Source organism: Mesorhizobium sp. M0923 (assembly GCF_040319365.1).
In the GTDB taxonomy this organism is placed as follows: Bacteria; Pseudomonadota; Alphaproteobacteria; order Rhizobiales; family Rhizobiaceae; genus Mesorhizobium.
Genome location: NZ_JAMYNW010000002.1, coordinates 220608 through 231260 on the forward strand (window position 1 = coordinate 220608; position 10653 = coordinate 231260).

11 protein-coding genes are annotated in these 10653 nt (G+C 64.0%); 3 read left to right on the forward strand and 8 right to left on the reverse strand.

What is annotated here, in order from left to right:
- Positions 1 to 16 precede the first annotated feature (16 nt).
- A complete protein-coding gene (locus NKH89_RS04810) occupies positions 17 to 1096 on the forward strand; it encodes a LacI family DNA-binding transcriptional regulator (RefSeq protein ID WP_502896872.1) in 1080 nt (359 codons plus the stop codon).
- Here the strand turns inward: NKH89_RS04810 and NKH89_RS04815 are convergent.
- On the reverse strand, positions 1081 to 1563 hold the full coding sequence (locus tag NKH89_RS04815) for a flavin reductase family protein (RefSeq protein ID WP_023716969.1): 483 nt from the start codon (positions 1561 to 1563) through the stop codon (positions 1081 to 1083). The genes NKH89_RS04810 and NKH89_RS04815 overlap by 16 nt on opposite strands.
- On the reverse strand, positions 1563 to 2720 hold the full coding sequence (locus NKH89_RS04820) for an LLM class flavin-dependent oxidoreductase (protein WP_352908458.1): 1158 nt from the start codon (positions 2718 to 2720) through the stop codon (positions 1563 to 1565). Before NKH89_RS04820 ends, NKH89_RS04815 begins: the two co-directional genes overlap by 1 nt.
- A 224-nt stretch (positions 2721 to 2944) precedes the next feature.
- On the opposite strand from NKH89_RS04820, the gene NKH89_RS04825 reads away from it, so the two are divergent.
- Together NKH89_RS04825 and NKH89_RS04830 are read left to right on the forward strand one after the other, a co-directional pair.
- Positions 2945 to 3601, forward strand: a complete 657-nt coding sequence (locus tag NKH89_RS04825) for a GntR family transcriptional regulator (protein WP_245278494.1) — start codon at positions 2945 to 2947, stop codon at positions 3599 to 3601.
- A 60-nt stretch (positions 3602 to 3661) separates the two neighbouring features.
- Positions 3662 to 4735: a Gfo/Idh/MocA family protein gene (locus tag NKH89_RS04830; protein ID WP_502895933.1), complete on the forward strand. Its 1074-nt coding sequence runs from the start codon at positions 3662 to 3664 to the stop codon at positions 4733 to 4735.
- Positions 4736 to 4765: 30 nt separating this feature from the next.
- Here NKH89_RS04830 and NKH89_RS04835 read toward each other — a convergent pair whose 3' ends face one another.
- From NKH89_RS04835 to NKH89_RS04860, 6 genes are all read right to left on the reverse strand, one after another.
- Positions 4766 to 5824 carry an ABC transporter ATP-binding protein gene (locus NKH89_RS04835; RefSeq protein WP_023716965.1) on the reverse strand — a complete coding sequence of 353 codons (1059 nt, stop codon included), beginning with the start codon at positions 5822 to 5824 and terminating at the stop codon, positions 4766 to 4768.
- Between the two features lie 39 nt (positions 5825 to 5863).
- The gene (locus tag NKH89_RS04840; protein ID WP_023674179.1) at positions 5864 to 6685 is read right to left on the reverse strand and encodes a carbohydrate ABC transporter permease; all 822 of its coding nucleotides are present in this window, start codon (positions 6683 to 6685) and stop codon (positions 5864 to 5866) included.
- On the reverse strand, positions 6686 to 7588 hold the full coding sequence (locus tag NKH89_RS04845) for a carbohydrate ABC transporter permease (RefSeq protein WP_245274609.1): 903 nt from the start codon (positions 7586 to 7588) through the stop codon (positions 6686 to 6688). It lies immediately after the preceding gene.
- A 35-nt stretch (positions 7589 to 7623) separates the two neighbouring features.
- On the reverse strand, positions 7624 to 8961 hold the full coding sequence (locus NKH89_RS04850; RefSeq protein ID WP_023716964.1) for an extracellular solute-binding protein: 1338 nt from the start codon (positions 8959 to 8961) through the stop codon (positions 7624 to 7626).
- Positions 8962 to 9022: 61 nt separating this feature from the next.
- Positions 9023 to 9682, reverse strand: coding sequence for a GntR family transcriptional regulator (locus tag NKH89_RS04855; RefSeq protein ID WP_023716963.1), 660 nt, complete (start codon positions 9680 to 9682; stop codon positions 9023 to 9025).
- A gap of 39 nt (positions 9683 to 9721) precedes the next feature.
- Positions 9722 to 10606 (reverse strand): dihydrodipicolinate synthase family protein, encoded by an 885-nt coding sequence (locus NKH89_RS04860; protein WP_023716962.1) that lies wholly within the window; start codon positions 10604 to 10606, stop codon positions 9722 to 9724.
- Positions 10607 to 10653 lie beyond the last annotated feature (47 nt).

The following is a 10653-nucleotide window of genomic DNA, read 5'->3' on the forward strand; positions in this document are numbered from 1 at the left end:
GGGTGACTTGGCGGAGATGACGGAGCGGATGAATATCCAGGGCAAGCGCGGGCGCCCCAGCCGCCGCATTCGACTTGAGGAGATCGCGGCGCGTTGCGGCGTGTCGGTCAGCACCGCCTCCCGTGCGCTGAGCGGTGTCGGCGGCGTGAGGGACGAGCTTCGCACCAGGATCATCGAAACGGCGAAGTCGATGAACTATGCCATTCCCGCCTCGGTTGCCGGCCGCAAGGTCATCCTGGCCGCAAGCAGCGTGGCAATGGTGGACAGTGCCCGCAATCAGTTCACCTACCATGTCCTTGATGGGCTCAACGAGCGCGCCCGGTTGCTGGGCGTCGAACTGGTGACCCGGCCGGTTTCGGCGCCCGAGGACGAAATCGCGCTGCTGCGTGAATCCGAGCGCGACGACACCGTCGCCGGCTGCCTGTTTCTGACACTGGACGATGACGATGTGCTGACGCTGACAGCCGGATTCGCCAAGCCGATCGTGCTCGTCAACGGCGACGATCCCTCGATGCGCCATTCGAGCGTGACGCCCTGCAATCGCTCTGCCGCCATGCTTGCCGCGCAGCATCTGATCGGCCTCGGCCACCGCCGCATCCTGTTCCTGATGCGGCGTGGGCGGCGCACGATCGAGCGGCGCTACGAAGGTTGGCGCGACGCGCTGATCACGGCCGGCATTGTCGGCTTCGACGACTTCGTGGTCGAGGTGCAGGACTGGCTGCCGGAACTTGCGAGCAGGGCCGTGACCGAGCGCATCGCGGCCCGCGGCCTCGATTTCACCGCCGTGCTGACGGCCGGCGACAGCCTGGCGTTTGGTGCCATCGCCGGCGTCCAGGAGGCCGGATATTCGGTGCCTGGCGATGTGTCCGTGGTCGGTATGGACGACTTGCCGCTCGCTGCCTTCTGCAATCCGCCGCTGACGGCGATGCACATTCCCATGCGCGAGATCGGATCGGCGGCGCTTAGCCTGCTGCTCGACGACATGGCCCATTCGGGGTCGCCGCCGCGTCGCGTCGAACTTGCCTGCAATCTCGTGGTGCGCCAGTCGACGGCACCAGCCCGGAGCGGCGCCGGCGGTCATCAACTGGCCTCTTGAGCGCGCGACTTGCCGCCAGCAAAGAGCAACGGCAACCCCTCTTGCGTCTCCAGTTCAAGGACACGTCCAAGCAGGATCATATGGTCGCCAGCCGGAAAGCGGTCGGCGACGCTGCATTCGAACCGCGCCAGCGCGCGCGGCAGCAATGGCACGCCGTGCTCGCTCCATGACAGGTCAAGATCGGCAAAGTCCGTCCCCGACTTCGAAAAACGCCAGCACAGATCGATTTGATCTTCCGCCAGCACGTGAATGGCGTAGTGCGCGGAATTGGCGAAGGCTTCGAACCGGCGCGAGTGGCGGCCGATAGACCAGAGCACCAGCGGCGGGTCGAGCGACACGGATGAGAAGCTGTTGGCGGTGATTGCGACCGGGCCGTCGGCCGTGCCGGTGGTGACGACCGTGACGCCGGTGGCGAAACGCCCGAAGGCATTGCGCAAAAGGCCTGGATCGCACACGACATGCTCCATCAGCGGCGCTCCCCCGTTCCCAGTGGTGTCGCCGGGATCCGTTCGGGCACCCGGCCATAGGCGTGCGGGAGCGAGCATGTCTTGAGCTGGGGCAGGACCTTGGTGCCGAAATGACGCGCCTCGTCGAGATGGGGGTAGCCGGAAAAGATGAAGGCGCGGATCCCCATCTTCATATACGCCTCGATTTCCGACAGAACCTGATCGGTCGAGCCCACCAGCGCCGCGCCGCAGCCAGAGCGCGCCCGCCCGACCCCCGTCCACAGATGCGGCTCGACATAGCCTTCGGCATCGGCGATCTGGCGGTTCCTGGCCTGGTGCGATACGCCGAGCGATCGGGCGTCGAGCGCGCGCTCGCGGATCGCCCTGCCCTGCTCGTCGTCCAGCCTCGAAACCAGCTCCCGGGCATATTCCTTTGCCTCTGCCTCGGTATCGCGCACGATCATGTGGACGCGCAGGCCGTAGTCGAGCGTCCGCCCATGACGCTCGGCGCGCTCGTGGACTGCTCTCATGCGGCCGGCAAGCTCCTCCCTGGTTTCCGGCCACATCAGGTAGACGTCGCACTGTTCGGCGCAAAGCTCGAGCGCGTCGGGCGAATAACCGCCGAAATAGAGCAGCGGGCCGCCATTCTGCTGATAGGGCTTCGCCGGCGCCGTCGAGAGCCCTTTGTAGCGATAGACCTCGCCCTCGAAATCGATGCTGTCCCTGGTCCAGGCCTGGCGCAGGATCTGCACCACCTCGCGGGAACGCTGATAGCGGTAGGCGCTGTCGGCTGTCTCGCCCGGAAAGTCCGACGAAATGACGTTCACCGTCAGCCGGCCTTCCAGCATGTGGTCCAGCGTCGCAATCGTGCGCGCCAGCATGATCGGCTGCATCTCGCCGCAGCGCACAGCGGCAAGCAGATTGATCTTCGACGTGATCGGCGCGCAGCCGGCAACGAAGCTCAGCGTGTCCTGGCCGACCTGATAGGACGACGGACACAAGATGTTGCGGAAACCGAGTGCCTCGGACGTCTTCACGATCTCGGAGCAATGCGCCCAGCCCGAGCGCAGTGCGCCGTCCGGCATGCCGAGATATCGATAGTCGTCCGAGCAGAGTGCGGCGAACCACGAGACTTCGGCAGCATCGAGATCCGGCGAGGTGATTGGGACGATGCTCATTGCCACTCTTCAGAAAAGACGTCCGGGCCACTCAATGACGTCCGGAGCTGCGAATAGGGCTTGCGTAGCATTCGTTTCTGTGTAGATCAATACTGTATCAATTTTGGAGCCAAACCCGAAACCGAGATGCGATTGGAACACCGATGCATTTGACAAGGGCGGACCCAGGCCACCGATCCAGCCAGATGCGCGGGCCCTTGCCTGTGCACTTGCAGACCAGCGAAATGCTGATCCGCGAAATCGCGGCCGGACGGCTGCCCGACGGGGCGCGGCTGCCGCCCGAGCGCGAGATGGCCGCGAGCCTCGGGATTGCCGTCGGCACGCTCAGGCGCGCGCTGGCAGATTTGACCGAAAAGGGCCTTCTCGATCGCATCCAGGGCTCGGGTAACTATGTGCGAGCGCGCGGCGACTTGCTCGGGATCTATGCCTTCTTTCGCCTGGAGCGCATCGGCGGTGGCGGCCTGCCGAGCGCCGACGTGCTGTCCGTCGAGCGGCTGCCCAAGCCCGCCGACCTGCCGCAATTCGGCAGCGCCGGCGAAGCCCACCGTATACGCCGGCTGCGGCGGCTCGACGGCGAGCCGGCCGCGGTCGAGGAGATCTGGCTCGACGTCAGCCGCGCCGAGCGGCTCAAGCGCGAGGACCTGTCGGAATCCCTCTATCTCCACTACCGGCTCGCGCTCGGCTTTACGATCGTTCGGGCCGAAGACCATGTTGCCGTCGCACCCGCGCCGGACTGGGTCCCGCTCGAGTTCAGGCCACCGCCGGGGACGGTCGTGGGTTTCATTGAACGTATCGCCTGGGCTGGCGACGGCGCCAGCGCGGAATATTCCCGCAGCTGGTTCGATCCGGGCGCGGCGCGCTACGTCACGCGTTTCAGATAGGCCGGAGGAAGTCGCAGCGTGACCAGATCATCGATCGGCTACGGCATCATCGGCTGCGGCATGATGGGCCGCGAGCACATCCGCAACATCGCTCTGTTGCCCGACGCGCATGTGGCCGCGATCTTCGAGCCGGACCCCGGCATGTTGGCGGCGTCGCTGGCGACGGCGTCGGGCGCGCGATCGGCGGCATCGATCGCCGAACTGCTGGCCATGGACGAGGTAGACTGCGTCTTGATTGCCAGCCCCAACCACCAGCACCTCGGTCAGATGGAGCAGATCGCCGCACTTCGACCACTGCCGGTGCTGGTGGAAAAGCCGCTCTTCACCGACGCCGGTGGCGAGGGGCGGATCGCGGCGCTGAAAGCTCGGCTTCCGCTCGTCTGGGTGGCCATGGAATACCGCTATATGCCGCCCGTCGCCGCATTCGTCGAGCAGGCCCGCCACGCCACCGGCGGCATCCGCATGCTGACGGTCCGCGAGCACCGCTTCCCGTTTCTGGCCAAGGTCGGCGACTGGAACCGCTTCAACCGCAACACCGGCGGCACATTCGTCGAGAAGTGCTGCCACTTCTTCGACCTGATGCGGCTGATCCTCGGATCCGACCCCGTCCGCGTGATGGCGAGCGCTGGACAGGCCGTAAACCATCTCGACGAACGCTACGGCGGTGAGAGGCCGGATATCCTTGACCATGGCTATGTGCTGGTTGATTTCGCGAGCGGTGCGCGCGCCATGCTGGAACTCTGCATGTTCGCCGAGGGCAGCCGCTACCAGGAGGAACTCTGCGCTGTCGGCGGCGACGGAAAGATCGAATGTCTGGTGCCGGGTCCCGGTCGCTTCTGGCCGACCCACCTTGGCCCTGCGCCAGTGCCCCAGTTGATCGTCAGCCCGCGCAATCCGCCTGGACCACGCCTGCTGGAGATTCCCGTCGACCCCCGGCTGCTCGAGGCAGGCGACCATAACGGTTCGACCTATTTCGAGCATGTCCGCTTCACCGCTGCGGTGCGCGGACAAGGCAAAGTGGAAGTGACCTTGCAAGACGGCTGGTGGGCCGTCGTCATGGGTCTCGCCGCCCAGAGATCGGCCCGCGAAGGCCGCGCCATCGAACTTGCCGTTGAATTCGCGTTGCCGACCTGAGGCCGACCACGCATTCACCAGACCATAGGGTCAGATGCGCCGACCGGTTGCTGCGTCGAACAGATGCGCACATGCGCGGTCGATCTCGATCCGCACCCCTTCGCCTTGCTTGAGCGCAAGCCGCTCTCGGAAGAGGCAGGAGATTTCTTCACCGGAGCAGTCGACCCTGGCGAAGATTTCGGAGCCAGTCGCCTCGAGAAGAGTGACCGTGCCCGGCATGCCCTGCCCGGTTGCCCGGATATGTTCCGGGCGAATGCCGTAGACGAGTTCACGTCCTGCGGCATCCGCCGGCTGGGTGCCTTCCGGCAACGGCAGGATCAACCCGCCGGCGCTGCGGAACACGCCCTCCTCGATGCGGCCGGCGATGAAGTTCATCGCGGGCGAGCCGATGAAACCGGCAACGAAGAGATTGGCGGGATGGTCGTAGAGGTCAAGCGGCGCGCCGATCTGCTCGACCAGGCCGTCATGCAGCACGACGATCTTGTCGGCCATGGTCATGGCCTCGATCTGGTCGTGCGTGACATAGATCGTCGTGGTACCCAGCCGCTGGTGCAGGGCCTTGATCTCGCCGCGCATCTGGACGCGCAACTTGGCGTCGAGGTTGGAGAGCGGCTCGTCGAACAGAAAAACCTGCGGGTCGCGTACGATCGCGCGGCCCATGGCGACGCGCTGGCGTTGGCCGCCGGAAAGCTGGCGCGGATAGCGGTCAAGCAGCTTTTCCAGGCCAAGAATGCCGGCTGCCTTCCGGACCCGGCCAGCGGTGTCGGCCGGGTCGGCTTTCTTGATCTTCAGGGCAAAGCCCATATTGTCGGCCACAGTCATATGCGGATAGAGCGCATAGTTCTGGAACACCATCGCGATGTTCCGGTCTCGCGCCCGCAGATTGTTGACCATGCGCTCGCCGATTGCGATCCTCCCGCCCGAGATCGTTTCAAGTCCGGCAATCATGCGCAGCAGCGTCGACTTTCCGCATCCCGACGGGCCGACCAGGATGACGAACTCGCCGTCGGCGATATCGACACTGACGTCGTGAATAATCTTGGTGGCCCCGAAGGCCTTCTGCACGTTGTTGATCGTTACCGATGCCATTGGATCTTTCCTGGAAAAAAAGTGATGTCCGGACGCGCCTCAGCCGCCCTTGACGGCGCCGGCGGTCAACCCCGCGACGATCTGCCTTTGCGCGAACATGGTCAGGATCAGCACCGGCAGCGTCACCACCAGCGCCGCCGCGGCGAGCGGCCCCCAGCTGACCTGCTCGTAGGACAGCATGTTGTAGACGGCGACCGGCAATGTGCGCGTCTCCCGGCTGGCGAGCACCACGCCGAAGACGAAATTGTTCCACGAGAAGATCACGGACAGGATGAAGGCGACGACGATGCCCGGCTTGGCGATGGGCAGGGCAACCAGCCGGAAAACCTGCCAGGAGCTGGCGCCGTCGATATTGGCTGCCTCTTCCAGTTCCATCGGCGTGGTCTCGAAATAGCCGATCATCACCCAGACCACGATCGGCACCGTCACCACCAGGTGGATGATGATCTGCGGCCAGAGCGTGCCGAGAATCCCGATCCATTGGAACAGCAGAAACAGCGGGATGAGATAGGATAGCCCAGGCGTCATGCGGGCGATCATGATGACGACGGCGGATCGCTCGGCCTTGAGCCGCGCGATGCCATAGCCGGCCGGTACGCCGATCAGCAGCGCCAGCAAGGTCGCCGTGCCGGTCACCAGAACCGAATTCCAGAGATAGAGCAGGAAATTGTTCTCCTCGAACACCTTTACATAGTTCGACCAGGCGAAACGTTCGGGGATCAGGATCGGCGGATAGGCACCGTTGTCGATTTCGAACTTCAGCGACAGCGAGATCATCCAGAGGAAGAACAGGATCGCCGGCGAGACGAAAACCAGGGCAGCGAAAAACAGACCGATCTGGTTGAGCAGCCGTGAACTCATCTATTTGCCCTCCGTATCGATCCACTGCGAGCGTTGGCGCAGCATCAGCAGGACAAAAGACAGGGCCACGATGACAATGAAGAACACCACGGCCATGGCCGAACCGTAACCGATATCGTAGTAGGAGAAGGCGGTGTTGTAGAGATAGATGTTGATGGTTTCCGAGGCCGTGCCCGGCCCGCCCTGGGTCATCGCGTAGATGATGTCGAAGCTCTTCAGCGCATCGATGGTGCGGATGATGACCGCGATCATCAGGAACGGTGCGATCATCGGCAAAGTGAGATAGCGGAATTGCTGCCAGGCATTGGCGCCGTCGATCTCGGCGCTTTCGAAGGGCTCGCGCGGCACCGAAGCCAGCCCACCCAGCACAATCAGCATGACCAGCGGCGTCCACTGCCAGGTCTCGACCGCAACCAGCGACGGGATGACCGTGTTGGCATTGAATATCCATTCCTGAGCCGGGATGCCGACCAGCGACAGCAAGTAGTTGAGTACGCCGAGCTGAGGATGGAACATCATGGTCCAAACCAGTGCCACAGCAACGGGCGTCGCCATCATCGGCATGACGAAGACGCCGCGCAGCAGACCGCGCAGCGGAAACCTGGCGTCGAAGATCAGGGCGGCCAGGGTGCCCAGGAGCATCGGCGCTGCAACCGAGAGGAAGGTGTAGGTCAACGTATGAACAAGGGATTCCCAGAAACGTGGGTCGCTTGCCAGGCGGAGGTAGTTTTCCATCCCGGCAAAGCTCCGCGACTGGCCGAGCGTCCAGCGGTTGACGCTCATCCACAGCGTGAAAGCCCAAGGAAAAACGATGACGGCGCCAACGACGACGAGTGCGGGGACAACGAAAGGCCAGTAGTTGGGAGCCAGCCGGATCGTCTGGCTCCCGTCGATAACCGGCATCGTCACCCCGGTCTGTTCTGGGGTGGTGGCCGACATCAGCCCTGCTCGCTCCTGTCGAGAACCGGCTGGAACTGCTCGGTGGCCTTCTTCAGCTCGGCGGCGGGATCGGCGCCGGCAATCATGTTGGTCAGCGCCACGCCATAGATGTCGCGGAATTCGGTGACGGGAATGATGACCGGCAGCGCCAGCCGGCTGATATTGCCTGAGCCGATCACGGCATCAAGCCAGCTTGCCGGCATAGTGACGCCTTCGCGCACCTTGGGATCCTCCAGCACGGATTTGCGGAACGGAACGCCGGCGCCGGCCTGCAACAGCCTCGCGCCCATGGCTGGCGATACCGCCCACTGGCAGAACAGATAGGCGGCCTCCTTCTTCTCGCTGGCGGCGGTAACGCCAATCCCGTCGCCAAAGGTGCCCGAGGCATGCGCCTTGGGACCCTTGGGCATGACGCCGTAGCCGACCTTGCCGACCACCCTCGATTTTTCCGGGTTTTCCATCGGCGGGGCAAAACCCACGCCGTCGAGCCACATGCCGATCTTGCCTTGCAGGAAGGCAGACTGTGCTTCGGCCCAATTGAACCCGGTGACGCCCGGAGGGGCGGACTTGGTCATCAATCTTTGATAGAGCGCGGCAGCCTCGATCGCCTCGGGAGCCTCGGTGCGCAGCTTGCCCTTGTCGTCGAGCGGCGTCATGTCGTAGCCGAGCATCAGCGATGTCCACACCGGCGTATTTGCGTTCTTGAGCCCGCGGGCGACGAAGCCGTATGTATTGGTCGACGGGTCGGTCAGCGCTTCGGCGGCGGCCACCAGTTGCTCGAAGGTCTCGGGGTATTTGAGGCCCTTGGCCTCGAACAGCTCCTTGTTCCAATAGAGTATCCAGTAGTCCACCGAGAAGGGCAGCGAGCGCAGCACGCCCTGGCCGTCCTTGGCAAACAGCATGCCGGCCTCGGCGAAGTCGCTTTCGACCAACCCCGGGTCGGTGAGCGACGGGTCGGCGAGGTAGCCGGCGATGTCAGCCAGCCAGCCACCTTTCTCGAACTGGCGCTTTTGCACGTGGTAGCTCAGATGCACGACGTCGAAGCTGGGCTTGCCCGAGCTCAATTCGATCACCGTCTTCTGGCGCTGCTGCTGCTCGGGCGTGGCCTCGGCATTGACCTTGATGCCGGTCAGTTCCTCGAACTCGGCGAGATATTTCAGGATGGTGTCGCTGCGCGGGCTTTTCACCAGATTGACGTCAAGCGTCGTCCCGGCAAAGCGTTTCCAGTCGACGCCTGCGGCAAAGCTAGGGCGGAGCCCCACAAGGCCGGCGGCGGTGAGCGCCGCGGTTCCGGCAAGGAGTTGCCTCCTGGTTGGGTTGAACAGATTGGACGACATTTCTTCCTCCCGGTTGCTGTCGTTGTGGATGCGCCGCGAACCGCGGCGCGGCTATATTTCCTCAGATCTGGAGCGCCAGCCGGCGCGCATTGTCGATATGCAGACTGATCGCTTCAACCGCCTTTTGCGAATTGCGGCTCTCCATGGCTTCGATGACCGCCAAATGTTCGCGCATCACCGGCACCACGCGACCGTCGATGCGGAAACGCTCCTGGTGGATCAGCCGGATTTTCACCGAGTTGACCAGATAGGCCTTGGCGATGATCTCGTTGCCCAGCGCATTGATAAAGGTATCGTGCATGGCCCAGTCGATGGTCTGGGCCTTGGCTTCCATTTCCGGCGTCGGCGCCTGCCCCAGAGCTTGAGCCAGCATCTCCTCGTGTTCGCGCCGCATGCGGGCAAGTTCGGCATCTGAAGCGCTGGCCGTGAATAGCGCCACCGCCTCGCGTTCCATGAATAGCCGAAACTGAAAGGCCTCGCGGATCAGATTGATGTCGATGTGCGCGATTTGCATGCCGCGCTGCGGGATGGTGGTCAGCAATCCCTCGGCCTCGAGACGCGGGACGATCTCGCGAATAGCGCCCAGCGGCAGCCCGGTGAAAGCGACCAGTTCGCGCTGTGACACGAACTGCCCCGGCCGCAGATCACGGGCCAGCAAATGCCGCGTGAAGCTGGCATAGGCTTTCTCCCGGAGAGTGATCGGTTCGCTGCCGTCTTCCACTTCAGCTCGCTTCCTTGTCGGCCAGCCCGGCCTTGTCGGTCAGGCCGCCTCTGTCGCAAACAGCCTGTCGTAGGCCGCGGCAAGCTGCCGCCGTCCTTGTGGGCCGATCGCCTCCAGGGGCGGGCGGACCGCCAGCCAGCGCTCGTCGCCGGTCGTGCGCGCGACCATGACCTTCACCGCCGGTGTGACCGGGTATTTGAGCAATTCGAGCACGAAGTCCTCGACGCGTGGGTCGTCGCGGCCGTCTTCGACCATTGCGAGGATTTCGCCGGTAACAAAATTAGCCATGCCGGAAATCGCACCCTGTCCGCCGCGGCGCACGCTTCTCGCCAGATGCCGTTCGTCGCCGATCAGGATCACCAGATCGCCATGCGCTTCAAGCAGCGCCTCACTGTAGCTCCAGTCCCCGCCGGAATCCTTCACCCCGGCCACCACAGCGGGAAAGGCGGCGCGCAACCGGCCGATCAGCCCAAGCGGGAGCGGCACCATGGTGACAGAGGGGATGTTATAGAGGAGCACATCACGCGCCAGCGGGCCGAGTGCGGCGAAGACGGCGGAAAACCATCCGAACAGCCCGTTCTCGCCGACATTCTTGAAGTAGCTCGGCGGAGCGAGCAGAATGTTGCGAACGCCGCGCTGCAAAGCGTGCCGAGCCTGATCGGCGGCATCTTCGATTGCATCGACCAGCACGCCGGCGACGAGTTGATGTGCCGGTATACCGGCCGCCAACATGGCTTCGGTGACGATCCGCCGCTCGTCGGTGCCCACCGAGGCTCCTTCCCCGGTGGTGCCGAACAGCGTCGCGCTGCTGCAGCCGGCGCCAAGGCAGGCTCGGGCGTGCGCGATCATCGGCGCGAGCGCTATCTGCCCCGACGGGTCGAAGGGTGTGGCTAAGGCAACCGAAAGACCAAAGCGGGAAGCCAATGCGATCTCCGTTGAAATCAATGTGCACGTAGCGTTAGCACGCTAAC

What these genes read in the sequence shown, in the direction of transcription:
- NKH89_RS04810 (WP_502896872.1), top strand. Translation starts at nt 17, where the DNA reads ATGACGGAGCGGATGAATATCCAGGGCAAGCGCGGGCGCCCCAGCCGC.
- NKH89_RS04815 (WP_023716969.1), bottom strand. Translation starts at nt 1,563, where the DNA reads ATGGAGCATGTCGTGTGCGATCCAGGCCTTTTGCGCAATGCCTTCGGG.
- NKH89_RS04820 (WP_352908458.1), bottom strand. Translation starts at nt 2,720, where the DNA reads ATGAGCATCGTCCCAATCACCTCGCCGGATCTCGATGCTGCCGAAGTC.
- NKH89_RS04825 (WP_245278494.1), top strand. Translation starts at nt 2,945, where the DNA reads ATGCTGATCCGCGAAATCGCGGCCGGACGGCTGCCCGACGGGGCGCGG.
- NKH89_RS04830 (WP_502895933.1), top strand. Translation starts at nt 3,662, where the DNA reads ATGATGGGCCGCGAGCACATCCGCAACATCGCTCTGTTGCCCGACGCG.
- NKH89_RS04835 (WP_023716965.1), bottom strand. Translation starts at nt 5,824, where the DNA reads ATGGCATCGGTAACGATCAACAACGTGCAGAAGGCCTTCGGGGCCACC.
- NKH89_RS04840 (WP_023674179.1), bottom strand. Translation starts at nt 6,685, where the DNA reads ATGAGTTCACGGCTGCTCAACCAGATCGGTCTGTTTTTCGCTGCCCTG.
- NKH89_RS04845 (WP_245274609.1), bottom strand. Translation starts at nt 7,588, where the DNA reads ATGCCGGTTATCGACGGGAGCCAGACGATCCGGCTGGCTCCCAACTAC.
- NKH89_RS04850 (WP_023716964.1), bottom strand. Translation starts at nt 8,961, where the DNA reads ATGTCGTCCAATCTGTTCAACCCAACCAGGAGGCAACTCCTTGCCGGA.